This window comes from Coprobacillus cateniformis (assembly GCF_009767585.1).
GTDB classification, from domain to species: domain Bacteria; phylum Bacillota_I; class Bacilli_A; order Erysipelotrichales; family Coprobacillaceae; genus Coprobacillus; species Coprobacillus cateniformis.
In genome coordinates this window covers 2,097,269-2,123,433 of the sequence record NZ_WSNW01000001.1, presented here as the reverse complement: position 1 = coordinate 2,123,433, position 26,165 = coordinate 2,097,269, and the positions used below count along the sequence as shown (strand labels likewise).

Genomic DNA, 26,165 nt, shown 5'->3' with positions numbered 1-26,165 from the left:
TCTCTTTATTATATACAAGTTCCTTGAATAATCCAACATCCCTAATACAAAAAGGTTGCATTATTTTATAAATAAGATAAAATAGTAATGTCAAATTACATACAATAAATAAGGAGGAATCTCATGAAAGTCGCTATATTGACTGATAGTAATAGTGGTATCACTCAAGACGAAGCCAATAAACTCGGCGTTTTCGTCCTACCTATGCCTTTTACTATTGATGGTCAAGAATATAAAGAAGATATCAATCTCTCACAAGAGGAGTTTTATGATAAATTAATGAATAATGCGGAAGTATTTACTTCTCAACCAGCAGTTGGTGAAGTCACTCAACTTTTTGATAATATTTTAAAAGATTATGATCAGATTGTACACATTCCAATGTCTAGTGGTCTAAGTGGTTCGTGTCAAACAGCATTGATGTTAGCAGAAGAAGATGAATACAAAGGAAAAGTTTATGTTGTTGATTCTCAACGTATTTCTGTAACTCAAAAATATGATGTCCTTGATGCATTAGAACTCTCTAAACAGGGAAAGAACGCCAAAGAAATTCATGACATTTTAATGGAAAATAAATTAAATGCAACAATTTATATTACAGTCAATACCTTAGAATATTTAAAAAAGGGTGGAAGAATTACTGCTGCAGCTGCAGCATTAGGTGGATTATTAAAGATTAAGCCAATTTTGACTATTCAGGGTGAAAAATTAGATTCTTACCAAAAGACACGCACAATGGCAAAAGCAAATAAAATTATGATTGATGCTACAATGAAAGATATCAAAGAAAGAATTGATCCAGATACAGAAAATATGGATAATGCACGTATTATGGTTGCCTATACTTATGATAGAGATCAAGCCCTTGAATTAAAAAAACAAGTCGAGGAAGCATTTCCAAATCACGAAGTGATATGCGATCCGCTTTCCTTAAGTGTGGCTTGTCATATTGGTCCACATTCTCTAGCAGTGGCAGCTTGTAAAAAAATTATTTAGTATGTAGATGAGAATGGCTTCCATTCTCATTCATTTTATTATAAAATGTTGACGAAGTGGTATACTATAAAAAAACACAGAAAGAAAGGTGAAGTATCAATGGCAGATATGCCTCAAAAACGTTCTCCTCAACGTAGAAGAACGCCTTATAATAGAACCAAGAAATCGAATATAAAAAATGATAGCCACACTTTAGATACAAAAGTCTTCGCACTAGGAGGACTTAATGAAGTCGGAAAGAACATGTACTGCATTGAACATGATGATGAAATCATTATTATAGATGCTGGTGTTAAATTCGCTGAAGATGGACTACCAGGAATAGATTATGTTATTCCAGATTATTCGTACTTAAAACGCAATCAAAAGAAAATTAAAGCTTTATTAATTACTCATGGACATGAAGATCATATTGGAGGAATTCCCTTCTTATTACAAGTTGTACACATTCCTTTCATCTATGCCTCACCACTAGCATGTGCTATGATTCGCAGAAAACTTGAAGAAAGACGTTTAACACAGGCAACAAAACTTGTACAAATTGATAATTTATATCAAATTAAAACAAAACACTTCAATATTGGTTTCTTTAAAACAAACCATTCTATTCCAGAATCTTTAGGGATTATTGTCAATACACCTAATGGTCGAGTTGTGGCTACTGGTGATTTTAAATTTGACTTAACACCAGTTGGTGATCCTGCTGATTATCAGGTGATGTCATTCTTAGGTGAGACTGGTGTCACTCTCTTGTTAAGTGATTCAACGAATGCTGAAGTCCCTAACTTTTCTATTAGTGAAAAGCAAGTTGCTTACAGTGTTCAAGAAGAATTTAGAAAGACAGAAGGTCGATTAATTGTTGCAACATTTGCATCAAACGTACATCGTGTTCAGCAGATTATTGATGCAGCAGTTAAATTCAATCGTAAGATTTTAGTATTTGGTCGTTCTATGGAAAACAATATTCAAGTATCCCGTAAACTTGGATATATTAAATGTCCTGATCGTTTCTTTATTAAAAATGAAGAAGCAAAAAGATTACCAGATAATGAAATTTGTATTTTATGTACTGGAAGCCAAGGTGAAGCACTTGCAGCTTTAAGCCGTATTGCTAATGGAACACATCGTCAGATTTCTATCAAATCAGGTGATACTGTTTTATTCTCATCAAATCCAATACCAGGGAACGCAGGGAGTGTCAGCAAAGTTATCAATAAACTTTATCGTGCTGGAGCTAGAGTCTTAACAAATGAAGCTATTAATAATCTTCATACATCAGGACATGCTTCACAAGAAGAACAAAAATTAATGTTGTTATTAACAAGACCTAAATATTTCTTCCCAGTTCATGGTGAATATCGTATGTTAAAAATTCATGCCAAACTCTTTGAAGAGGTGGGATTAATAAAAGGAAATGCTTTTGTGTTATCAAATGGTGATTCTATATTATTAAGAAATGAAGAAGCACGTTTAGGACCACGTGTTCATGTTGATGATATTTATGTTGATGGAAATGATATTACTGGTTTATCAACCGCTGTTTTACGTGATCGTCAAATCTTAAGTGAAGATGGAATGGTTTCTGTTCTTATTTCAATGGATTCAAGAGCTGGATGCCTTTTAAACAAACCAATTATCATGTCACGTGGATTTGTCTATATGAAAGATAGCACTGAAATGATAAGAGAAGCAGAAATGCTTGTTGGTAAAGCGCTAACGCAACTTCTAAAAAGAAAGACGACCTTTGGTGAAATTAAAAATACAATTAGAGATACTCTTGGCCCTTACTTTTATCAAAAAACAAAACGTAATCCAATGATTATCCCTGTTATCATGAACAAAAAAGCATGAAAAAACTAAAATTGATAAGACGATTAATACTCTTGTTAATCGTCTTTGGTTTATTCTTTACTGCTTATTATACATATGCTATTTCACCAAATGATTACACTTTTTCCACATATAACTATGTCAACAAAGATGTAACATCGGCACTTAATGGTTTTAAAATTGCATATATATCAGATACAAATCTCACAGATAAAGAGAGCGTGAGCAGACTCAAGAAAATGATTGACAAACTCAATAGTTATCCCTTTGATATGGTTATTTTTGGTGGTGATTTATATGATGGAGCAATTGTTGAATCTAAAGATGTCTCTGCTGCTTTAAAAAGTATTGAATGCAAATATGGTAAATTTGCTATATTAGGAGAAAAAGATAATTCTTCATCATTAGAAGTGACACAAATCCTCAATGATGGTGGCTTTGAGGTGCTTGAAAACACAGCACGAACAATCCATTATAAAGAAGCCAGTTTTCTTCTTCTTGCATGTCATCAAGATACCGATATCTCCTCGCTGAAAGGAGATACCAAAACTATAAAAATTGGTATAACACATCAGCCAGATAGTTTTCAAAATCACAAAGGTAAACTTGATTTACAATTATCTGGACATAGTTACGGCGGTTCAATTTATATACCTTATTATGGTGCTTTACTTGCTCCTGATAATGCCAAAATATATAATCATGGAATTTATGAAGAATCAAATTCAGTTTTACTTGTCTCTAATGGTTTCCATGGACCTGCATCATTTCCATATAAGTTTCTTGCAAGAAATGAAATTAATTTTATTACTTTAAATACAAGTAGCAACTCCCAATAGAGAGTTGCTACTTTCTTGTTCCATATTTTAAATGATATAAAGCTTCTAAAACTTCAAAAATATAAGTTATAGAAAATTTGCCAATTAAAGAATAATGATTGTTTCCAACTCGTAAGATCATATCTACTCTATCACTAAATGAGAATTCTTCAAGTTGTGTGATAACAATAATATAGGCTGGAGTTTTCATTAATGCTCTCATAGCATCAGGATGATCTTGGAAGAATCCTCCTGCAATTGAAGAAACGATAATTAAATCATTACAATCCAATGATTTATATATCTCTTTTTGCTGTTCTAAAGGATACATAGCAGTACAATCTTTTCCTAAATATGATAAGGCAATTTGTAATTGCATAGAAACAGATTGAGTAAAGAAATTTCCTGCAAAACAAATTCTTTGTGACTCATGAATTTTATCAACAACTTTCATTAAATCTTCATACTGAATATTGTCATATGTATCTTGTAGATTATGAATAATATTTTGAAAGTGATCTTTAAAAATTTCTTTTCCTTCATTAATTGTTTCTCTTGCTGGTAACTGATGATCAAACAATAAACGTTTAGAATCCTGATTAAAGAAATTCAAATTCATTGTGACATCATTCTTGAAATCAGCAAAAGATTCATAATTAAGTTTTCTACACAAACGAGAAATCGTTGCAGTTGACACATAACACATATCAGCGACTTCCGTAATTGTACTCTGTGGAATTTGATATATATTTTGAAGGATTTTTTTTGCAGCTCCCCAATAAACATCATGCACATTTGTCATGTTGATAAAATTAATTAAGTTGTAAAATGCACTTCTCACTTAGGCTGCCCCTCCTCATACTTGATGACTGTCACTTCACCTGTTGTTAAACATAAACAGTTAAGCTGTCCTTTATTTCCAACTGCTAATCCCCCGTCAATAGCAATCTTATTGTGATAATCAGGATCATGCCATATATCAAATGAATGGTCATCATTAATAAAACAACAAGGGGTATGACCAAAAATGTATGTATAATTAGGATTTGCTTCATTTAAGTAGAAATATTCTCGAATCCAAGCAAGTATATCCTCATTATTCTCTTCTAAAGGAATTTCTGGATCAACACCTGCATGAACCAGAACATAATGTTTATCATTTAAATCTAACTCTATATAACTTGGTAATGAATCAATAAAAGCAATAACTTCTTTTATAAACATTTGTTTAAGATCAAAATATTCTTCATAAGGAATGCAATCTTTTTGAAGGTACTCTCTGATACTATTCACTGTTTTCTGTGCACCATTTTGTTTCCATAAACGATAAGGATTTGATCTTTCTGAATCCAAATCATTATATTTCAATGCTGTTTGCATAGACTGACGCATCATAATTTCATGGTTACCCTTAATCATATGAATATTATCCATTGCCTGTACAAAATAGTAAATATCTATACTATTAGGACCACGATCCATAATATCACCTAATATATATAATTCATCATTATCATTAAAACCAATGCGATCTAATAATAATTGTAATAATACAAATTGACCATGAAGATCTGATATAACAAATATTCTTTTTTCCATATATCATCACCCTATTATATTTTACCATAATTATTTTTTTTAATAAACCAAAGCCACTCACATTTTAAAAAATTATACAGGCAAAAGATTCACTGATGACAGTGAATCTTTCTATAATTACTCTCTCACTTGTACTTGGAATCGAATTACAACTGTACCCATTGGTTCAATAGTTGGTATTGTGTAATATAATGTGTAATCATCAATTGATGGAACTTGAGGCACATCATCAACTTCAAATGTGTTCAATATATAATCTGTACCATATGGAATGCGATCATTAAAGACAATATTCTTAAGTGGGCATAATGAATTATTCCTAATTGTGATTGTATAAGTCAAAATGTCTCCTACACATGCTTCACATTTATCAACTTCTTTATAGATTGTTGGTGGTATTCTCACAATTGTTTCTACTGTATTGCTATCAATAACCAAACAGTCAGATATAATTTGTGCAGTATTTTCAATTCTATTAATTGCCATAATAAAAACCTCCTTTCACTTTATCATATGAAAGGAGTTATTTTATTTCTGTTCATTCATCTTATATTTATAAGGAAGTTTTTTAATCAAAAATAATATTCATTGTTTTTTATGAATTATATTCTTATCTCTACAATGTCATCAATTGATTTTGACTTAAATCTTTGTTCATTTTACAGTTTATTTATCAAAAAAGTGGGATTTGTTGCATACATTAATGCCACTTCCTTTGTTATTTGCTTGTGTTTGTATAGTTCTAAAAGTGAATCATCCATTGTTATCATATTTTGATTTCTATTTGTTGCTATTGCATTATCAATCTGATGTGTTTTTCCTTCTCTTATTAATGTTCTAATAGCTTGATTACAGATCATAATTTCGAATACAGGAATCATTTTCCCATCTATACTAGGGACTAATTGTTGTGAAATAACTGCACTCAAAACCATAGCTAACTGTACCCTTATTTGCTGCTGTTGTGAAGATGGGAAAACATCAATCATACGATCAATTGTATTGGCAGCACCAATTGTATGTAAACTTGAGAAAAGTAAATGGCCTGTTTCAGCAGCAGTCACAGCAATGTCAATAGTCTCAAGATCTCTCATTTCACCTACTAAAATGACCTCTGGTGCTTCTCTTAATGCTGCTTTCAAAGCTGAAATGTAATCCCTTGTATCATGATAGACTTCACGTTGAGATACAATACTGCGATTGTGAGTATGAAGATATTCAATTGGATCTTCAATTGTTATAATATGTGCATCGCGTGTTTTATTAATTTGATCAATAATACATGCTAATGTTGTTGACTTGCCACTCCCTGCTGGTCCAGTAAGCAGAACCATTCCTTTCTTGAGTTGAGCTAAATTGATAATCACTTCAGGAATATGCAAACGTATAGGATCTGGCATCTCAAAGCTAACAACCCTTAAAACTGCAGCAAATGAGTTTCTTTGACGATAAACATTTACACGAAATCTACCAACTCCAGGAATTGAAAATGAAAAATCATCGTCTCCATTTCTAATAAATTGATCAATATCATCTTTATTGGCAATAGCATATATTTCTCTAATCAAGTGTTCTGTATCCTCTGGTTTCAATTTCTCCTGATTGTATTTTTGAATTTTACCATGAATCTTGACAGCACATGGTGATCCAGCAACTATAAAGACATCAGAAGCATTTCGTTTTACCACATCCATAAGCAATTCTTTAGCATCCATTTTCTATTCCCTCCCACTTATCTTTTTCAATGATATTATCTCTAGCTGATTATTACTTATTTCTATAATCATCTCAAGTTTAAAATCATTATTCATTGCTGCTTGTAAAACATATTGATTATTTTTCTTCTTATAATCACCTTCCCAATTCTTAAGTTTACTATCAATATTGTCAATATCTAGCTGATAGTAGAACTTAAAAAGCTGAGATTCTGCCTGATAATACTGATTTGTTATATTCATTTGACGAATTGTACTTTCATAAAAAGAATTTGCCTTCAAATAAGACAAAACTGATAAAATACACATAACCAAAATCACAAAAATCATAAAAATTAATGGTGCACCAATTCCAAGATGAGAAAATATACGTTTTTTAGCCATGAGAAGTCCCTCCCAATACAAAAGGAGTCTCACAAATGACATCATCTTGATTAAAAATACTTATCACGCCATGTTTAACCTGATCTTCCCATATTACGATTTTTATATTCTCTTTCTGATATGTATTCGTATCTATTTTCTCAACTTTAAAGAGTTGTTCCAAAGGAGTCTGAGGATAAGCCTGCATTGTTTCAATCATACTTTGCATTTCTAACATAGCATTTTGAATCATAACTCCATCCATTTGTTTTTCTTTTGCTTTGACTAAAAATGAAATACATACAGTTGTTGACAATGCAAAAAAGAAAATAACAATAATCAATTCCATCATAAACGAAAAAGATTGATTTTTTCCTTTCATAGACACCCTCCTCTAAGCATGTAAATAAACTGATAACCTTTTTTGATACTGCTCTTTCTTAACTATAAAAGTATATAAATTCTCTTGTCTATCTATCTGAAAATCATCAAGAATAAATAAATTTGTTCCTTCATCTAAAGAAGGAAGATAATCTAAATCTGTATATAATTCCTTCAAGTATCCATTGAGATAATATATATAAGTTGCTGTTTTCGTAGTAACCATTTTCAAACATTTTCTGCCTTGTATAGATACAACTGAAATAGCCCCTTTTTCATCCATTGCCTTCAACTTTGTATTTAAATAAGCTAATGGTATATTCAAATCATCTTCTAAAAGACATTGTTCATTTAACTTTTGATACCCTTTAATCTCATATGCTACAACAAAGAATGAACCAAGGACAAACAGTAAGAATAATGTTAATGATAATAATATATGTATATGATGATGCCTACTCATAATGTCTTCTCCCTTTGATGAACCTCAATAGTTGGTTGCAGATTATCTCCCTCATAATGATAAATAATGGGATATTCATCCTCATTTAACAACAACCCATAATGTTCTTTAAGATAATAAATATCTTGAGGATATCTTCCTTCTATACTATAACACTTTAAACACAATGTCCAAATTGTCTCTTTAATTCTCAAAAGCTCCTCCTCTTCAGAATAAGATTGTGCAGATTGGAATCCAAAAACAATCATGAATATAACCGTCATAAAAATAACAATTTTTATTATTTTTTTCATAATTCCCTCCATCTCTATCCACCATATCTACTAGACACTTATAAATTAAGTTTCTACAAAGAAGACATAATACTGACTAATGGCAACATCACTGATAATAAAACAACTCCAACAATCACTGAAAGAAAGGTCACTATAGCAGGTTCTATAATATTTAAAAAGTGAGCTATTGATTGACTGACTTCATCTTGATAATGATTAGACAATGTTTTCATAACTGCATCTACCTGACCAGTTTGGAAACCAATCTGAATCATATTTAATTTCATTCCTTTATAGATTTGATGTTGTGAAACAGCATCAACAAAAGAAACACCTTGTTCTAAATCATGATAACATTGTTTCAACTGATTTTGTAATTGAGAATTATCAACTAATTCAATTGTATAATGAACTGCTTCCTGTAAATCATAGCCACTTGAAACAAATAATGATAATGCATAAGTCAATTGTGCATGATTCATATGATTCGCAATTTTTTTGGTTATCCAAGATTTTTGAACAAACATAACCATAATATCTTGATGCGATTTTTTGGCATATACATAAAAAGAAATGATCATAATCATAAAGATACCTAAAATCATAAATCCTAACATAGAAAATATTTGACCAAAATTCATAAACCGACTTGCAAAAGAAGACAAATGACTTCCTAAGCTCATAAGTACATTTTCAAAAATAGGTAAGACTTGAAAAACAACAACTCCCACAACAACAAACATCATTATAAAAAGAATAATAGGATAAGTCAGAGCTTGCTGGAGTTGAGAAGTCATATCATCCATTCGTAAATAATATTCACCCAACGACTCCATAACATCATCAATATGTCCGCTCACTTCTCCAACTTTTAATAAATGAACCATATAATCATCAAACATTCCTGTTCTTTCAATCGCTAGGCTTAAATGAGCATCTTCTTTCATATAACCCAAAATAGCTTCTAATGCTATTTTTAGATTTTGATTCTCTAAATCTTGCTGCATCATTTCAATACCCTGCTGTACACTTAATCCTGCTTTTAAAATCATTGCCATCTGATTGGAAAACTGATATTTTTCTTCTAAAGATAATCTCATCTCAAATAGCCTCCTTTAGTAATAATAAATAGCTTGATACTTACCATTATAATCAAATTTTGAACTTGCAAAAGTGGGATCCATTCTCGTCCAAGTTCCTTTATCCATAAAGATATCTGGATTAATCCATCCTTCACCTTCTATATAAACTTCTACCCAGGCATGATATTCCACATCTGTATCACCACAAATTAAACGCGCAGGTATATGGTTTATTCTTAGCATAGCTACCATCATAGAAGCATAATCAAAACAAATACCTGTTTTATTTTTTATAATATTGTTTAGATTTGGGATTAAATATTTTTGAGTTGCTTCCACTGCCTTTTCATCGTCATATGTTATATTATCTACAACATAATTATAGATATTTTGAATCCGTTGCAGATCATTTTTATCCTTTTTCACTATATCTATAGCTATTGAAGTAATCTTATCACCTGGCTGATAGTCAACCAATTGATTAGGATATAAAAATGGAGAAAGTTCATCTTTTATTTGAACATCTAATGTAAGTGATTTTTTCATAGCATAGTTATCACCTTCAACATTTTCATATATACCTAAATAATATTTACCATTTCCCATCTGCAGTGGAAAAGCAACAGGATTCTGATTGATTAAATCATAATAATAACTTTTTTCACCTTTACGAATTAATAACTTTATTTTCTGCTCACTTTTATGATTAAGCGAAGCAGTAACATAACCTTGATCTATATGTGAATAATTTACGTTTGCAATATCTGAAGACAAAATTTTTTGTCCTGAATTATCTGGATAATAAATATCATCAATTCCATAACCTGAAGAATCAGGATAATCACTCGGATATTCTTTTACATCTTTTTGCGAACTACATCCAAAAAGGAAACAGGATAATGTTAACATCAACAAAAAAACTTTTTTCATTTTGTTCACTACCCTCCTTTTCCCCCATTATACACCAATTTATCCCATTGAGGAATTCTTTCCTACAACCCCTATAAAAAATATAACTTATAAGTCATCAAGACATAAAAATCAAGACATTAATCTTGATTATCGGTTCTAACCATTCTATTGTCCCTTGCTATGAATTATTGTATAGTCATAGAAAATTTTAAGTATACTGATTATATTTTATATGTTTTGAGTTTTTTGGATATTAAATAACAAAAGCAACATATGTTTCCACTCTGTGACTTAATATCATTCATTTAAACAAGTCATCTCATATAATAAAGCAGAAGCCATTTTTTAAGCTTCTTTTAAACTCATTAAACCCACTTCTTCTATTGATATATCTATGATCATCTTTTTTTGTATTGCTGAAGTTATGACAGTGTTTAGTACTCTTTCCATGACCATATTTGCGTTCTTAAAGTCACATGCTGGTAATAAAACAATAAACTGATTAAAACTGTAACGTGAAACAATATCACCAGTACGGAGCTTATGTATAAGAGCATTTTGAATTTTCTGCATGATTTTCTTGATATACTCACTTTCTAAATCCGTATAGAGAAATGATGTTTTTATTGTTATTAAACATAAATGTGCACAAATACCTAATCTATCCATCATTCGCATTTGCATATTATAAATATCTTTAAATGCACCATATTCACAGAAAAATGCTCCCTCTTTATTCTCTAAGGTCAAATCCTTTTGAATATCATTAATATGACCCTCATCATGACTTTCTTGTCTAATAATTTCATATAAATCTCTCATTTTAGAAGAGGGTTGAACTCCCATTGTTTTGTATAATAAATCAGTTGTTGCACGATATGTTTCAATTGATTCATGATATTTTTGCTGTAAATACAGAGACTCAATTAAAATAATGTATAAATCCTCATTAAAATTGTCAATTGCTAGGGCACCTTGTGCTAATTTTTCCATCATTGTATATTTTTTCTGTTGTTTTAATAATTTTGCACAATCTATGACTCGAGATAAATAAAGCGTATGATAGTAGGCATTTAATGATAAAATATGATAATCATCAATGTCAGATAAAAAATATCCTGTATAAAGTGTTAAAAATTTGTTGTATAACTCATTCTCCTGATGTCTTGATACCAATTCCAGATTATATTTTTCAAACAGATAAGCATCAATTTCAATTGTATATTGCCGATTAATTAAATATCCACCTTGCCCTGTTATTACAAAATCATACAAATTCAGTTGCTGTTTAAGAAGTGTACGTAAACGATAAATAAGATTTTTTAAAGCAGCAATAGGATTTTCAACTTCATCTTCGTACCAAAGAATATCTATTAATTCCTCTGAAGAAATAAACCGTTGATGATAATAAAGCAAATAAACCAACAGTTTAAAAAGCTTTTTAGATTTCATTTGGTCCTTTCCTAAAATGATATTGTTATAATTCATAGTAAAATTATTAAACATTGTGACATATATAATCTGATCCTGCATCTTCATAGCCCCTCCTCATATATATTGTACCTTTTATGAATGGCGATTTCTACATTTCATAACTTTATTTCCAACTTTTATCCATATTTCATGACAAAGCCATCAGAATCACAGTGAGAAATTCTTACACTCTCATATCTATCGACAATCACATACATTGCATATCACACTTCCCTTTGACGAAACATGAAGTATATTCAATAACCACATCCTAATGCCTTTGCTTATAAAATTTACAATAGAGATGACTGTCAATATGATGAAAAACGTCTATATAAAAAAATTGACTTTCAAGACAAGAAAATTTAGCACAAAAAGATTATATTTGTTTTATGATATAAGAAAGAAGGTGAAATCATTATGACAACAGAAGAATTCTATCAATCACTATATCATGATATTTTTTTAAAATGGATTTTATTAAATGCCCAAGATTATATGAAAGATAATATAACTTGTCAGGTGCAAGAAGAAAGCGATATATCTACAACACTTTTATTTCATACAAATAAAATGATTGGACGTGTAACAATATGGCATAACAATATTGTTGAAGAAGAAATTAAACAAAAGAACTGTCAAGATAATCTTTTCTATCTTCATTATAAAATTGTTGATCTTGGTCAAGCAAAATCTTTATTTAAAGAATTTTATCACACTTTAATGAAACATAATCAACAAAAATTAATAAAGATTGGAATTTGTAGTAGTGATGGTTTTTCAACATCTCTATTTGTAGAAGAATTAAAAGCAATTATGAGTATGGAAAATATAGAATTTGCGTTTGATTCTCTTTCATTAGATGAACTCTATCAGAGTTATCGTCATTATGATCTTTTATATCTTGCCCCTCAATTAGCCCAAAAAGAACCTGAGATAATTCTTCATACTCAACATCTTGTTCCAATTCATGTCATTGATGCAACCGATTTTGCAACAAAAGATTATCAAGCTATTCTCAAAACAATTCAAAAACATCTGAGTTATGTAAAATGCTATCAATAACGATAGCATTTTTTTAGTTCAATGGATGATAAATATATTGTTGATATTTATGTTTTTGTTTCATATCTATGAAAAATGAGATATAAATACCAGTTTCTAAATACTCCTCTTTTATGAATTCATAAGTCTGTTGAATTTGTTGAAAGATTTCCCCATGATCATAGGGAATATATAATTCAATTAATTCATAATCTTTAAAGAGAGTTTCAATCATCAGTTCTTCTAATTTATCTAAGTTGATTTGTTCCTTAACAGAAACAAAAACATATGGTTGATGTGGTTGTAAAAAAGCATAACGATCTTTATCCACTTTATTATAAACATATATAACAGGTGTATCTTTAACTCCTAATGCTTCTAAGACTTGTTGTGTTGTCTCAATTTGAATATCACTGTATGCTGAAGATGAGTCTACAACATGCAGTAATAAATCTGCTTCTTTGACTTCTTCTAAAGTAGAGCGAAATGCTTGAACCAGATGATGAGGCAGTTGATTAATAAATCCAACTGTATCACTCATAATAATTTCTTTATGACCTTTTAAAGTGACTTTACGAGAAGCTGTTTGGAGTGAAGCAAATAACATATCTTCTTGAAATACCTTTTTATCAGTAAAATAATTTAATAAAGATGATTTTCCGCTATTTGTATAACCAACCAAACATACAACCTTTTGTTGATTACGTTTACGCAATTGCCTTTGCGTCTGTCTTTGTTTAACAATTGATTGAAGTTCTCTCCTTGCCTGTACCAATTGTCTATGAATGACTCGACGATCAAGTTCAATTTGCTTTTCTCCACTACCTCTAAAACCTGAACCACCTTGTTGAGAATAAAGTTCTTCTTTCATTCCAGCTAGTCTCGGTAAAAGATATTGATTTCTTGCGATTTCTACTTGTAACTTTGCTTCTTTTGTCTGAGCACGTGATTCAAATATCCTTAAAATCAAATCACTGCGATCACTAACTTCTACATCTAGTTCATCCGTTAGATTTTTTATCTGCATGGGTGAAAGCTCTTCATTAAAAATAACCATATCATCATCAGTTAACATATCTTTCAATTCCTGAACTTTCCCTTTTCCAATATAATATTTTGGAGATATTTGTGATAGTCTTTGAATCATAACATCTTTCACTTCAATTTGACATGCTCTTGCCAATTCCTTTAATTCTTCCATTGAAATATGAAGATCATAATACATATGATCATATTCTACACCTACAAGTATTGCCTTCACATTCTCACCTCTTTCTCTATTATAAGGAGTCACTATGAAAAAAGCCAACTATTATTTTACTTTATTTCTTGTTTTATTCACAACCATATTTTCATTTATGAATATGTTTCAGATTGTAAAAGTTTCAACGAATGTCATTCAAATTGTATTATCCAATCTTTTACCATCATTACTTCCATTCATGATTTTAATTTCATTATGTTTATCATTAGGATTATTTCAACTCTTTAGTTATTTCATCCAATTTCTTTTTTCACCATTATTTCATTTAACTCCACATATGTCCTCATTATATTTTGTATCTTTTTTCTGTGGTTATCCAACCAATGCCAAAATTATAAAAGAATCCTATGAGTTAGGATATATTAATATAGATCAACTTCAACATCTTTTATCCATAGCTTCTTTTTCTTCTTTAAGTTTTATTTTTGTTTCACTTGGTTTACCACTTGATAAGGCACTCTTAATATATCTTTGTCATATTGTTCCAAGTCTTATCAAAGCAATTATTCATAAAGAGGATTATCAGTTTTTGAGTTTCAGTGAAACTCTTTATTCTTTAAAAAATCCCCATATGACTTTTGTTCAAGCCTTAAAACAAAGTATTATGTCTTCATTAACTGCGTTTATTTTTATTCTTGGGTATATGTTGGTTTTTCAATTTGTAGGATATAGCCTTCATTCTATTATTCAAAATGAATTTATATTAGCAGTTATACAAGGCTTCTTAGAATTTAGTTCAGGAGCTATTCAATTATTAAAATTCAATCATTTTTTAGTATATCCATTTGTTTGTTTCTATCTGTCATTTTCAGGTTTGTCTGTTTTAATGCAAGTCGATAATATCTTAGAAGGAATTCCTTATTCATTTCAAAGATATTTTAAAGATCGTCTTGTTCATGGATTAGCGTCTTTTCTACTATGTACGCTTATTATGTTATTGTTATTTTAAATCTATAATATACATTATTTGACATTCATGAAATATATGTTAAAATAATAGTAACCATTATTAATAAGGAGGGAAAATATGTCAGATACAAAATTAAGATACTCCAAACAAAGAGAAACTATCTATGAAGTCTTAAGGGAAGATCCATCTCATCCAAATGTAGATACAATTTACATGAATGTGAGACAGATTATTCCTGATATAAGCCTGGGGACGGTTTATAGAAATTTAAATCTGCTTGCTGATCAAAAACGAATCTTGCGCCTTGATGTTGGTGATGGTGCAGTTCATTTTGATGCAAGATTAGAACCACACTATCATATGGTTTGTGATGAGTGTGGAAGTATTCAAGATTTATTCTTAGATGAAACTCTTATTTCTCCTCTTATCGATAAGGTTCAACAAGTTTGTGATGATCAAATCACATCGGCGGAAATATTATTTCATGGAACTTGTCGCCACTGCTTAAAAAAGAAACATTAGAAAGGAGGGCATATCAAATGCCTACATTAAAAGGAACAAAAACTGCTAACAATTTATTACACGCTTTCGCTGGAGAATCTCAAGCAAGAAATCGTTACACTTACTACTCTTCAATTGCTAAAAAAGAAGGATATGTACAAATCGCTAATATCTTTGAAGAAACTGCTAACCAAGAAAAAGAACATGCTAAAAGATTAATGAAATTATTAAACACTGAATTAAAAGGTGAATGTTTACATGTTGAAGGAGATTTCCCAATCTTATTAGGGACAACTGCTGAATGTTTAAAAGCTGCTGCAGCTGGAGAAAACGAAGAATGGACAGATATGTATCCTGAATTTGCTAAAATTGCTGATGAAGAAGGATTCCCTGAAATTGCTGAAGTATGCAGAAGTATCGCAGTTGCTGAAAAAATGCATGAAGCAAGATATTTAAAATTATTAGAAAACTTGGAAAATGGAACTGTATTTGAAAAAGCTGAAACAGTAACATGGAAATGCAATAACTGTGGATTTATTTTTGAAGGAACAAAAGCTCCTGAAAGATGTCCAGCATGTGATCATCCTCAAGCTCACTTCGAAGCTTATACTTTTTTCTTGAAATAAATATAAAAAATTGCCCTTAGGTTGGTTGGACCTAAGGGTTTATTTTTCGTCTAAAGGGTTTTGCATTTCACCTATTAATTGATTTAATTTTATAACATTATGAACACTGATTCCTAAAAGAAATGCCATAAAAAGTGCATAAACAATCCATACAATCTGAAATCCTAAATCATTTTTTGAAAATCCATTCATCATTTCATAATTATATAAAAAGAAGAAGAATATAATAGGCAACATGATAATCAATTGCTTCCACATGACTTTTTTAATCATATTTAGTTTTGAATCACGATCACTAAATATTTCATTATCTGATTGATTTATATAAGATTTCTTTTTTCTAAAATAATACCAGGTCTGATATTTCATAATATATTCCCAGCCACAGTCATCAAACATTTGAAGATAATCCGTTTCATCCTTATTTTCTTCATTATAATCCAATCGATAAACATAGTCTTCTGGTTCAACCTTTTCAAAAGTATATTTTCGTAACCAATGAAATTTTTTAAACTTCCACCCATTACTATGTTGTTCTTCTAAAAACTTTTGTTCATCAAGGAAATCTGCAAGTCCAAAGAATTTTTTGATTATTTTCGTTTCCATCACAATACCTCCTCTCTACTATTCTTATATAACCTTTCTATCCTTTTTAATTCAATGTTTAATATCTCTTGTCCCAATTGTGTTATTTGATAACACTTTCTTTTTCCTTCTTCTTTTGTAAAACGAATGAGTCCATCCTTTTCCATTTTAGATAAGCTTCCATACATTGTCCCAGCCCCTATTTGAATTTCTCCATTTGTCATTTGACTGACTCGTTGAATAATGTTATAACCATGCATTTCAATTTGCAGACAAAATAAAATATAGAACCCTGTTTCAGTCATTGGTATATATACTCTTTTAATTTTTTCTTCCATTTTTACCATCCCTACTGTTAATATAAACGATAGTTATTGCAACTCCAATTCCTATAGTTATCCAAGGAAATGCAGCTGATAAAAAATCTATAATCATATTTACACCCCTCCTTTTATATCGCACTTTGATATATCACAGCACTATTGTATCGTACTGCGATGTATATGTCAATAAAAAAAGAAAAGTTTCTCTAACCTTTCCTTATTCTAAAACAACATATCCACCACATTTAGTAAGAACATTTTCAACTAATTCTACTGCCATAACAAATTCATCAGGAATCTCACTTCGATTTTCAATTCCATATGATCTTGTTGAACGAAATCCAAAACGATGATAATATTCAGGATTCCCAACTAAAAACAAGGAAGTATATCCAAGTTGAAGAGCACGTTTCATTGCTTCCTCCATTAGTCTTGAGCCAACTTTTTGATTTCTATACTCTTTCTTGACACATAAAGGTGCTACTAACAAACCATGACTTATCCCATCAATGCCATGTATGACTTGTTTTGTCAACATCACATGCCCAACAAGTTCATTCTGTTCTTCCATAACAAGTTCTAAGGATGGAATATATCCTTCACGCTTTCTTAATTCATAAACAAAATCCTGTTCACTTCCATCACTGACTTGTGCTGTTAAAAAGGCTGTTTTTACCAAATTATAAATTTCATTATAATCAGATGTTTTTGCTTCTCTTATCTTCATATTTTCTCTCCTAGTATCCATATTTTCTGTTTCCAATAACATAAATAATAATAACCAAAATCATAGCTACAATGACATCTATAAAAGCATGTTGCTTAATCATAACTGTAGATAAACAAATGAGGAATGCCAATCCTATAATTCCTATTGATAATATTCTATGTATTTTTATTTTATCACTTTTCAATAAAGAAATCATCATCATTAAACTATTATAAACATGGATGCTTGGACACACATTAGTTGATGAGTCTATAGAGTAAATAAAAGCAATAATATCTTGGAATAAATTTTCATGTTGGATATCTACTCTTAAATTCTGTCCATTTGGTAAAATAAAATAAATGAACAAAGAGATACTCATTCCTAAAAATAAATAGAAACAAGTTCTTTTTAATCCAACTTGATCAATAAAAACAAAGTAAGCAAATCCTAAAGCAATAAATACAAACCAGAATAAGTAAGGAATTACAAAATATTCATTAAAAGGAATATATTTATCTATCCATGAATCAGTTATTATCATGTATGGTGATGTCCAGTTTTCTAAAGATATAAATCCTATCATATAAATAATGAAAAAAATTATTATATATTTAATGCTAGTGTATTTTTCTAAAAATGCTTTCATCATGAATACCTCCATGTTAGAATATATAAGAACATAATGGTTATTTTATGTGAACTTTGTATGAATGGAGTCTTTTATGAAAAATATTATTTTTGATATTGGTAATATATTATTAAGTTTTCAACCTGAATTATATCTAGAAAAACATTTTTCTCCTCCTCAAATGGGAGATTTAATGATGATTATATTTGCAAGTGATGAGTGGGTTGAATTAGATATGGGGACAATGATGATACAGGATGCTATTGATTCATTAACTTTAAAACACCCTCACTATCATGATGAAATTATTTCTGTTTTAGAAAATTGGACACAAATGTTAATTCCAATAACAGAAAATGTTGAAATAGCTTATGAATTAAAAAAGAAAGGTTATCATTTATATCTCTTATCTAACTTTCATAAAGAAGCAATTCAAACAATGTATCAACAATATGATTTCTTTGATATCTTTGAGGGTGGTGTTATTTCAGCTGAAGAAAAAGTTGTTAAACCAGATGAAGAAATCTATACGATTCTCTTAGAACGTTATCATTTAAATCCTGAAGAATCACTTTTTATTGATGATTCACTAGCAAATATAAAAGCAGGAAATCGATTAGGTATTCAAGGTATTCACTTACCCTATCTTGCGAATTTAAAAGAAGAACTTAAAAAAATTGGTCTTTTATAACCAATTTTTTATTATTTCTTACATATCATATAATGACAATTGCCTGTGAAGATAATTGATGATATCTTTTGATAAATAAATCCATATCATATTTAACAGAACCTTGAAGTGGATCACTAACATAAACAATATTATCAGTTATATTATAACCAGTTAAGACAACACAATGTTCATTTGCTAACCATTCAATATGATGACCATTGATTTCCCATTCCATTGTACTATATGGTTCATTTAAATCAATTGTTGTCCATACGATAACTGGTATACCTTTTTGAATATAACGCAATAATGTCTTAAAATCAGTAGAAGTCAGATTTAGAACTTGCACTTTAGCATCAATAGATGTCAGGTAATCCTGAGCACATTCTTGAATAACATTAGCATAGCATCCATAACTCTCATCATCTCTTGGATTACCTACAAAGGCTTCTGAAAAATCTGTGCTTCCTATTTCTCCTTTATTTAAGAAATCATCAGCCAATATGCATTTATCAATTTTATAACCTAGATGATTTAAAACCATAGCTAATGATGTGACTTCACATCCTGTAGGAAGTTCAGGATTTTGTTGTATATTTTGAAAATCAATCATAAACTGATTATACTCTAGACTTTCACTTTCTATTTGTGATATAAAGTTTTGAATATTTTGTTTTTCTGTTTCACTAGGAGATTGCTTGTTATTTTGACAACTACATAATATCAAACAGAAAATCAAAAAAACATACTTGATTATTTTTTTCAATTTATCACCCCACTCTTTTTAATTTAGACAAATGAACATAATTATATCCCTCATCATAAGAAAGAAAATTATTTTTCATAACTTCATGACATCATTCTATTGTTACATAGATAATAAAGTATTCCCACTTATCAATAAATATCCCTTGATATTATATTTCATCCTATAACTCCATTCTTTCAAATATAAAAAATTGGATAAAGCAAAGATATATGGCAAATATACTCATTTTACACTCAAAAATTTCTGTACTATTATAGAAAGCAGTTAATCATACAGTACTAAAAGCAAACATATTTATATTTAAATAAAAACCACGCCTAAAAGACGTGGTTTTCTCTGCGGCTATAAGCCTTTGCTACTTGCTCGCGTCTCAAGGCGCTGCTTTCACTTCGCTCAAGCTATCGCTTTTGACTCTCGCTATCCCTCAAAGGGATTTTTTCTACTTCCCTTTCTTTTTCTCTTTTTTCTTCTCCTTTGTAATTCTCTTTTCTTCAAATGGATCCCTGTATTCCTTCACACTTAATTTATCCATCGCTATATCATGAGCTTCCTGCTCCCTTATATATTTTGCGACTGTTTCATCGTTTAATCCTACTGTGCTTACATAATACCCTTCTGCCCAGAAATGTCTATTTCCGTACAGATATTTCAGATTGGCATGTCTATCAAACATCATCAATGCTGATTTCCCTTTCAGATATCCCATAAATGACGATACGCTTTCCTTTGGTGGTATCATCACAAGCATATGCACATGATCAATCATTAGATGCCCCTCTATGATTTCCACTCCTCTATACCTGCATAGTGTCCGCAATATTTCGCCTAAGTCTTCTCGGTATTGATTATATATCGCTTTTCGTCTATACTTAGGTGTGAACACAATATGGTATTTACACATCCATTTTGTGTGTGCTAAAGAATTTGCTTTTTTAGCCATAGTCAAATCACCTTTCCTTTCTTTTAATGATAGCTTGAACAACTTCATTATACCGGAAAGGTGATACTATTGTTAAACTTTTTAATTGCTCCACCCGCATAGCAGGTGGTTTTTTTGTTTCGCATATTTCATATGCTCAACTGACTAAAGTCTATATGTTCAAATTTTGTAATTTGAACCTAAAAAAATAAAAAAACATATCACTTTTATGATATGTTTTCTTCATTTATTCTTTTCTCATGACTTTGTTGATAACAATTTTAAGGGAGGATGTTTGAACAAGTATCACTGACAAAAGAATAAGCAATCCACCTACTAATAAATGAATATGAATACTCTCATTGAGTAAAATAACTGAAAAGATAACTGCAAATAGACTTTCAGTTGATAAAATTACTGAACAACTACTTGCACTGGCAGCTTGTTGTGCTTTTGTTTGTAAAAAGAAACAGAGAAAGGTTGCAAACACAACAATATAAAGGCAAGACATAATAGACATTAATGATATATCAGTAGGCGTTCTTGAAAAGAACAAAGTACAAGGAATTGATAAAATAGCACTTGTTAAAAGTTGAACAGCATTGATGACACGGCTATCTTCTAAAACACAAGTATATTGTAAAGAGACAAGATGTATAGCAAAGAAAATAGCACATCCTAAGGCAAGAATATCTCCAACTTGAAAAGACATTTTTGATGATGTTAAAATAGCAATTCCAATCAAGCATAAACAGGAACTTAAGATTTGTATTGTGTTTGGTTTTTTCTTAAAGACCAAATAACAAAAATAAGGAACCATCACAACACCTGAAGCTGAAAGAAAAGCATTATTACTAACACTTGTTAATGTTTGTGCATAAGTCTGTAATGCATAAGCAATAAATAAGAAAGTTCCATTAATGACACCTTTTTTAACTGTTTTGATATGAATCTTTTTGATATCTTTAATAATGAGTAACCATGCTAATATAGATGAACCTAGAAAACGTATAAGCAAAATATCAAAACAAGAGAATGATAGAAGTGCTTGATCAACTGCAATAAATCCTAACCCCCAAATAACAGCAACAATCCCACAATAGAAATGCGCTTTACCTTCACTCATATCTATCACTCTCCTTTATCATTATGTTTTGTTTTTCAGTTCAATAGACTCTTTTCCACTCATATATTCAATGTCTAAAACAATAATAACTGTTTGTTTAAACAATTTATGAATCTCTGCTAAACGTCCTTCTTGATCATTTGGTGAGTATTTAGCAGCTAATATTTCAAATGCTTTTTGCTTTTCTTTTTCGTCAAGTAGAATATGTGTCCTTCCAAAAACAATGACACTTCGAAAGTAGGTTGTATATTCTTTAGGAATAATAATATCTTGATCAATGACACAAAAAGAAACTTTATCATTTCTCAAAACACTCTCTAATTTATGCCCTGTTTTGGCACAATGAAAAATCAAACGTTTATGATCAAATGCAAAACTCATGGGAACAGCATAAGGATACCCATCTTCTCCACTGACTGCTAAAACACCTGATGTGGCTTTTGTTAGAATATCTTTATTTTCTTGTAATGATAGTTTTTGTAAATGACGTCGCATCTCTTTAAACATATTTATCACCCCTTTTAAAGAATGAATCTGACAGTCTTGACTGTCAGATCGTTCACTCTAATATTGATATTTCCACATATATTTTCTTTTACTTAATGGATGGTCTCTCATATCAGCAAGTAAATGATTGAAAACGCCTAACATAGCTGTATGGAAATCATAGTCAAAATACTCACTCACTTCACCTAATTCGTTCATACCATATTTTTCTGCATCAATAACTGTAAAATGATGATTATATTGACTTAAGAAAGAAATTGCTCTTTCGTCTAATGGTTTTGTTTTACCAGTTGATTTTAATAATAAGAATGCTGTATCTGGATTAGTGATTTCAAATGGTCCATGGAAGAATTCACCAGTATGGATAACTGCAGAATGAATCCATTGCATTTCCATTAAAATACAGATTTGTTGTTGTTGAGCAGCTGACCAAGCAGTACCAGAACCCATTGTGTAGATAATCTTATCATCTTTATAGTTGATTGAGAACTTAATTGCTTCTGGAATAATTGCTTTTTCAGCAGCTGGGATAAGCGTATTCATTTTTTTCATAGCATCAAGCATCAATTCATAATTTCCAGTTCCTTCAACCTGATGTAGTGTTTCAATAGCAATACGTAAGATATATCCAGTTTTGCTGACCTCATAAACATCCTCAGATAAATCTTTAAACAAAATGACATAGTCAGAAACCTCATGAATACCGTTATCCCCTTCTTCATGTGTCATTCCAATAACAGTTGCACCTAATCTTTTTGCAACACGCCCTGCCTCAACTGTTTCAGCAGTATTTCCACCACGAGATGAAATCACAACAATAGAGTTTTCACCAATACATGATGGTGTATCATGAACAAATTCATTAGAAGAAGTATAACTTGTTGTTACATTTTTCGCTTCTCTACTTACATAATAGTATGGTGCATAGAAACAAGCAAGTGAACCTCCTACTCCTGTAAAACTAATGTTTTTAATTTCCTTTTCTGAAGTAATTTCTTCAATCATTTTTTTAACATCGAACATTTTTCTTTTCCTCCTCTTTTATCTTTTTCTAACGTTCAATAATATATGAATTAACTTATTTCTAAGTTAGTTCTAAGCTGCTAATATACCAAAGTAATTTAAGATAATTCCAGCAATAAAACAACAAATAACAATAACAATTGGATGAACTCCTTTTTTCACTAAGAAATACATAAATCCAGTTAGTGCTAATGGTAACATCTGTGGCATAATACCATTTAAGATATCTTGGACAACTAATGTTTCGCCATAAGCCAATGGTGTTGTCACATTCACTAATGTTGCGGCCATACCACCAACAACCATCAATCCTGCAATTGAACAACCATACATTAATTTATCCATTAAATTGCTTTCTGAAATCTGGCGAATTAATTCCTGCCCTTTCGTATATCCTAATTTTGCTCCATACCAGGTGATTGGAAAACTGACACCAAATGAAATGAGCATAGCGAGAATTGGTCCTAATATAGATCCCTGTTGGGCTAAAGATATTCCAATACTCATTGCAATAATTCTCACAGTCCCTTGGAATAAAGAATCACCAATTCCTGATAATGGTCCCATTAATGCAGTTTTTACTGAAGTAATCATCTTAGGGTCAAAGACATCTGGTTTTTCAGCATATTCTTCTTCCATTGCTGCTGTTAAACCTAATACAAATGCACCAAACTGTGGTGTGATATTGAAGAATTCTAATGAAGCTCTATATCTTTCTTTTTTCTTCTCTTCATCTTTTGGGTCTGGATATAAACGATCTAAAGTTTTAGAAATTCCCCACATAAATGCTGTATTCATTTGTCTTTCATAATTCCAGTTTGTCTGCATACACCAGCCACCCCAGAAAAACTCTCTGACTTTTTTATGTAACGGATAATTTCTTTGTGTTTCTAATCCCTTTTGTGACATCTCTCTTTCCTCCTTAATCATCAAGTTCATCATCTAGTTCATCTAACTCATCAACAGAAGCTCCTGCTCCTTGAAGAGATGAACCATCACCATATTTAAATTGATAAAACAAGATTGCCATAATCACTGAAATAATTGCAATAGCTGTTAAACTCAATCCTGAATAAGCTGCAATGGCAAATCCTAGGAAGAAGAATATAGCATTTTTCTTAGTAATCATAACTGATAACAACATAGCAAATCCAAAGAATGCAACCAAATTAGCCCCCAAAGTAATACCATCTAATACAAATTGTGGAACTGCATTCACAATTGCATTAATCACATCTGCACCTAAATAGACTGCCATGAAAACTGGTATAAAAGTACAAACAGCATATAATAATGGTCCCCAGAAAATATCAACAAGTTTAGCCTTTTGATATTCACCTTTTTCCACATAATTATCACACATATGTGTCATACTGATACGAACAACACTTGCCCCTGTTTCAATAAGTGTAATCAATAAAGTCATTGGTGTGGCAATTGCCAAAGCTGTTTCAATATTCGCTCCAGTCATGATAACCAAAGCACATCCTGCAATAGACCCCATATTCATATCAAATCCAGAAGCCCCAATACTCATAAATCCTAAATTTACCATTTCCATTGATGCCCCAACAGCGAGTCCTGTTTTTACATCTCCTAAGAAGAGACCTACAAGTGTACATGTAATCAATGGTCTTTCAAAGTTTAAACGCCCTAACATACGTGAATCGATTCTTGCAAAGACTGCAATCAATCCAACAACAACTGCATTCAATAACATCCTTTTTCCTCCTCAATTCTATAATTTTAATTCTTCTCTCTTGGTTGTAGGAAGCTGTTGCATAAAGACAGAAGTTCCACAACTCATAATTTTCTTTGTATCTTCTCTCTCTTCCTCATTCAAATAAACAACATCTCCATATGATTTTGAACCCTCTTTTTTAGCAATTCCTCCATAATTAATCTCTTTAAAGTTTGGATATTGTTCAATAAATCTTGCTGCATCTCTTGTACATCCAAAGATGATAAAGATAGTATCATTCAATGTTTCCACCTTTGGCATCTTTGATAATGCTTTTTCAACAGTAAAGATATTCAATTTTACACCTGCTGGTTTTGACATATTTAATGCCATTTTTTGAAACTCATCATTTGCCGCTTTATCATCAATGACAATAATTCTTGTTGCTGCTAAGAAATGTGTCCAAGTAAATGCCACTTGACCATGTACCAAACGATGATCAATTCTCACTGCTTTAATCATTTTTTCACCTCCGTTCTTTTATAAATCATCTGCTTCATGAAAGTTTTCAACCATGCTATTTATATATTTCACAGATACCAGTTCCTCTTTCGCTTTTTTGGTTAACATCTCTTTATTGATACCACCAGGTGTTAAGAGTAAATCAACTAAAAATGCTAAGTTGGTATTTGTAATCAAATGAAATGGGTATTGCCCTAAATATTTCACAAATCCATTATTCACACTTCCCCCCATCATATCTGTACAAACAACCAGATCATGAGTTTCAAAATTATGATTATTCATGATTTCCTGAACTGTTTCATCTAAATTAAAATCTGATGATGTGTATCCACAAACCGTTTTCACCTGTGGTAGCTCTCCAACAATAATTTGCAGTGCACTTACCAATCCATCTGCGAGATGGCCATGTGTTGCTATCACAACTTTTTTATCACTTTTCATT

At 30.7% G+C, this 26,165-nt stretch carries 33 protein-coding genes; 8 read left to right on the top strand and 25 right to left on the bottom strand.

The window, feature by feature from the left end; translation table 11 throughout:
* Positions 1-123: 123 nt before the first annotated feature.
* The 3 genes from GQF29_RS10630 (at position 124) to GQF29_RS10620 (ending at position 3,665) form a co-directional block, all read left to right on the top strand.
* A complete protein-coding gene (locus GQF29_RS10630) occupies positions 124-996 on the top strand; it encodes a DegV family protein (protein WP_008787300.1) in 873 nt (290 codons plus the stop codon).
* Positions 997-1,095: 99 nt separating this feature from the next.
* On the top strand, positions 1,096-2,847 hold the full coding sequence (gene rnjA, locus GQF29_RS10625; RefSeq protein ID WP_017143939.1) for a ribonuclease J1: 1,752 nt from the start codon (positions 1,096-1,098) through the stop codon (positions 2,845-2,847).
* Positions 2,844-3,665: a metallophosphoesterase gene (locus GQF29_RS10620; RefSeq protein ID WP_008787298.1), complete on the top strand. Its 822-nt coding sequence runs from the start codon at positions 2,844-2,846 to the stop codon at positions 3,663-3,665. The genes rnjA and GQF29_RS10620 overlap by 4 nt, the downstream gene beginning before the upstream one ends.
* Before the next feature lie 7 nt (positions 3,666-3,672).
* On the opposite strand, the gene GQF29_RS10615 is transcribed toward GQF29_RS10620, so the two are convergent.
* From GQF29_RS10615 to GQF29_RS10565, 11 genes are all read right to left on the bottom strand, one after another.
* A complete protein-coding gene (locus tag GQF29_RS10615) occupies positions 3,673-4,485 on the bottom strand; it encodes a MurR/RpiR family transcriptional regulator (protein ID WP_008787297.1) in 813 nt (270 codons plus the stop codon).
* Complete coding sequence (locus tag GQF29_RS10610; protein WP_008787296.1) at positions 4,482-5,243, bottom strand: metallophosphoesterase; 762 nt, start codon at positions 5,241-5,243, stop codon at positions 4,482-4,484. Before GQF29_RS10610 ends, GQF29_RS10615 begins: the two co-directional genes overlap by 4 nt.
* Positions 5,244-5,360: 117 nt before the next feature.
* Positions 5,361-5,729, bottom strand: a complete 369-nt coding sequence (locus tag GQF29_RS10605; protein ID WP_008787295.1) for a DUF11 domain-containing protein — start codon at positions 5,727-5,729, stop codon at positions 5,361-5,363.
* Between the two features lie 173 nt (positions 5,730-5,902).
* Positions 5,903-6,958, bottom strand: a complete 1,056-nt coding sequence (locus GQF29_RS10600) for a type IV pilus twitching motility protein PilT (RefSeq protein ID WP_008787294.1) — start codon at positions 6,956-6,958, stop codon at positions 5,903-5,905.
* A gap of 3 nt (positions 6,959-6,961) precedes the next feature.
* The gene (locus GQF29_RS10595; protein WP_008787293.1) at positions 6,962-7,342 is read right to left on the bottom strand and encodes a hypothetical protein; all 381 of its coding nucleotides are present in this window, start codon (positions 7,340-7,342) and stop codon (positions 6,962-6,964) included.
* Positions 7,335-7,703, bottom strand: a complete 369-nt coding sequence (locus GQF29_RS10590; protein WP_008787292.1) for a hypothetical protein — start codon at positions 7,701-7,703, stop codon at positions 7,335-7,337. The genes GQF29_RS10595 and GQF29_RS10590 overlap by 8 nt, the downstream gene beginning before the upstream one ends.
* 12 nt (positions 7,704-7,715) lie before the next feature.
* Positions 7,716-8,165, bottom strand: coding sequence for a DUF4860 domain-containing protein (locus GQF29_RS10585; protein ID WP_008787291.1), 450 nt, complete (start codon positions 8,163-8,165; stop codon positions 7,716-7,718).
* Positions 8,162-8,458 carry a hypothetical protein gene (locus GQF29_RS10580; RefSeq protein ID WP_236916420.1) on the bottom strand — a complete coding sequence of 99 codons (297 nt, stop codon included), beginning with the start codon at positions 8,456-8,458 and terminating at the stop codon, positions 8,162-8,164. The genes GQF29_RS10585 and GQF29_RS10580 overlap by 4 nt, the downstream gene beginning before the upstream one ends.
* Positions 8,459-8,511: 53 nt before the next feature.
* Positions 8,512-9,540: a type II secretion system F family protein gene (locus tag GQF29_RS10575; RefSeq protein WP_008787289.1), complete on the bottom strand. Its 1,029-nt coding sequence runs from the start codon at positions 9,538-9,540 to the stop codon at positions 8,512-8,514.
* 15 nt (positions 9,541-9,555) lie between these two features.
* On the bottom strand, positions 9,556-10,452 hold the full coding sequence (locus GQF29_RS10570; protein WP_017143940.1) for a transglutaminase-like domain-containing protein: 897 nt from the start codon (positions 10,450-10,452) through the stop codon (positions 9,556-9,558).
* Between the two features lie 327 nt (positions 10,453-10,779).
* A complete protein-coding gene (locus GQF29_RS10565; RefSeq protein WP_054689469.1) occupies positions 10,780-11,973 on the bottom strand; it encodes an AfsR/SARP family transcriptional regulator in 1,194 nt (397 codons plus the stop codon).
* Positions 11,974-12,327: 354 nt separating this feature from the next.
* On the opposite strand from GQF29_RS10565, the gene GQF29_RS10560 reads away from it, so the two are divergent.
* Positions 12,328-12,972: an immunity protein TriTu family protein gene (locus GQF29_RS10560; RefSeq protein WP_008787286.1), complete on the top strand. Its 645-nt coding sequence runs from the start codon at positions 12,328-12,330 to the stop codon at positions 12,970-12,972.
* Between the two features lie 13 nt (positions 12,973-12,985).
* On the opposite strand, the gene hflX is transcribed toward GQF29_RS10560, so the two are convergent.
* Complete coding sequence (hflX, locus tag GQF29_RS10555; RefSeq protein WP_017143941.1) at positions 12,986-14,212, bottom strand: GTPase HflX; 1,227 nt, start codon at positions 14,210-14,212, stop codon at positions 12,986-12,988.
* A 34-nt stretch (positions 14,213-14,246) separates the two neighbouring features.
* Between hflX and GQF29_RS10550 the strand changes: the two genes are divergently transcribed.
* The 3 genes from GQF29_RS10550 (at position 14,247) to rbr (ending at position 16,252) form a co-directional block, all read left to right on the top strand.
* Complete coding sequence (locus tag GQF29_RS10550; RefSeq protein WP_160340808.1) at positions 14,247-15,164, top strand: nucleoside recognition domain-containing protein; 918 nt, start codon at positions 14,247-14,249, stop codon at positions 15,162-15,164.
* A gap of 78 nt (positions 15,165-15,242) precedes the next feature.
* Positions 15,243-15,647: a Fur family transcriptional regulator gene (locus GQF29_RS10545; RefSeq protein WP_008787283.1), complete on the top strand. Its 405-nt coding sequence runs from the start codon at positions 15,243-15,245 to the stop codon at positions 15,645-15,647.
* 17 nt (positions 15,648-15,664) lie between these two features.
* A complete protein-coding gene (gene rbr, locus GQF29_RS10540) occupies positions 15,665-16,252 on the top strand; it encodes a rubrerythrin (RefSeq protein ID WP_008787282.1) in 588 nt (195 codons plus the stop codon).
* Between the two features lie 39 nt (positions 16,253-16,291).
* Here the strand turns inward: rbr and GQF29_RS10535 are convergent, their stop codons facing one another.
* The 4 genes from GQF29_RS10535 to GQF29_RS10520 all read right to left on the bottom strand — a co-directional run bounded on the left by GQF29_RS10535 (position 16,292) and on the right by GQF29_RS10520 (position 18,521).
* A complete protein-coding gene (locus GQF29_RS10535; RefSeq protein WP_054689466.1) occupies positions 16,292-16,858 on the bottom strand; it encodes a DUF2812 domain-containing protein in 567 nt (188 codons plus the stop codon).
* The gene (locus GQF29_RS10530) at positions 16,858-17,175 is read right to left on the bottom strand and encodes a PadR family transcriptional regulator (protein WP_008787280.1); all 318 of its coding nucleotides are present in this window, start codon (positions 17,173-17,175) and stop codon (positions 16,858-16,860) included. The genes GQF29_RS10535 and GQF29_RS10530 overlap by 1 nt, the downstream gene beginning before the upstream one ends.
* 202 nt (positions 17,176-17,377) lie before the next feature.
* On the bottom strand, positions 17,378-17,887 hold the full coding sequence (locus GQF29_RS10525; RefSeq protein ID WP_008787279.1) for a GNAT family N-acetyltransferase: 510 nt from the start codon (positions 17,885-17,887) through the stop codon (positions 17,378-17,380).
* A gap of 10 nt (positions 17,888-17,897) precedes the next feature.
* Positions 17,898-18,521, bottom strand: coding sequence for a phosphatase PAP2 family protein (locus GQF29_RS10520; RefSeq protein WP_017143943.1), 624 nt, complete (start codon positions 18,519-18,521; stop codon positions 17,898-17,900).
* Between the two features lie 73 nt (positions 18,522-18,594).
* Between GQF29_RS10520 and GQF29_RS10515 the strand changes: the two genes are divergently transcribed.
* Positions 18,595-19,191, top strand: a complete 597-nt coding sequence (locus GQF29_RS10515) for an HAD family hydrolase (RefSeq protein WP_008787277.1) — start codon at positions 18,595-18,597, stop codon at positions 19,189-19,191.
* Positions 19,192-19,216: 25 nt separating this feature from the next.
* Here GQF29_RS10515 and GQF29_RS10510 read toward each other — a convergent pair whose 3' ends face one another.
* The 9 genes from GQF29_RS10510 to GQF29_RS10470 form a co-directional block, all read right to left on the bottom strand.
* Complete coding sequence (locus GQF29_RS10510; RefSeq protein WP_054689464.1) at positions 19,217-19,939, bottom strand: C39 family peptidase; 723 nt, start codon at positions 19,937-19,939, stop codon at positions 19,217-19,219.
* Between the two features lie 442 nt (positions 19,940-20,381).
* Positions 20,382-20,882: an IS200/IS605 family transposase gene (gene tnpA / locus GQF29_RS10505; protein WP_054325826.1), complete on the bottom strand. Its 501-nt coding sequence runs from the start codon at positions 20,880-20,882 to the stop codon at positions 20,382-20,384.
* A 226-nt stretch (positions 20,883-21,108) separates the two neighbouring features.
* Positions 21,109-21,987, bottom strand: a complete 879-nt coding sequence (locus GQF29_RS10500) for a DMT family transporter (protein ID WP_160340807.1) — start codon at positions 21,985-21,987, stop codon at positions 21,109-21,111.
* 21 nt (positions 21,988-22,008) lie between these two features.
* Positions 22,009-22,494: a pyridoxamine 5'-phosphate oxidase family protein gene (locus tag GQF29_RS10495; protein ID WP_008787274.1), complete on the bottom strand. Its 486-nt coding sequence runs from the start codon at positions 22,492-22,494 to the stop codon at positions 22,009-22,011.
* 57 nt (positions 22,495-22,551) lie between these two features.
* A complete protein-coding gene (locus tag GQF29_RS10490) occupies positions 22,552-23,517 on the bottom strand; it encodes an SIS domain-containing protein (protein ID WP_008787273.1) in 966 nt (321 codons plus the stop codon).
* 72 nt (positions 23,518-23,589) lie between these two features.
* Positions 23,590-24,426: a PTS system mannose/fructose/sorbose family transporter subunit IID gene (locus tag GQF29_RS10485; RefSeq protein ID WP_008787272.1), complete on the bottom strand. Its 837-nt coding sequence runs from the start codon at positions 24,424-24,426 to the stop codon at positions 23,590-23,592.
* A gap of 13 nt (positions 24,427-24,439) precedes the next feature.
* The gene (locus GQF29_RS10480; protein WP_008787271.1) at positions 24,440-25,237 is read right to left on the bottom strand and encodes a PTS mannose/fructose/sorbose/N-acetylgalactosamine transporter subunit IIC; all 798 of its coding nucleotides are present in this window, start codon (positions 25,235-25,237) and stop codon (positions 24,440-24,442) included.
* Between the two features lie 18 nt (positions 25,238-25,255).
* The gene (locus GQF29_RS10475) at positions 25,256-25,720 is read right to left on the bottom strand and encodes a PTS sugar transporter subunit IIB (protein WP_008787270.1); all 465 of its coding nucleotides are present in this window, start codon (positions 25,718-25,720) and stop codon (positions 25,256-25,258) included.
* Between the two features lie 18 nt (positions 25,721-25,738).
* The gene (locus GQF29_RS10470; protein ID WP_160340806.1) at positions 25,739-26,164 is read right to left on the bottom strand and encodes a PTS sugar transporter subunit IIA; all 426 of its coding nucleotides are present in this window, start codon (positions 26,162-26,164) and stop codon (positions 25,739-25,741) included.
* Between the last annotated feature and the right edge of the window lies 1 nt (position 26,165).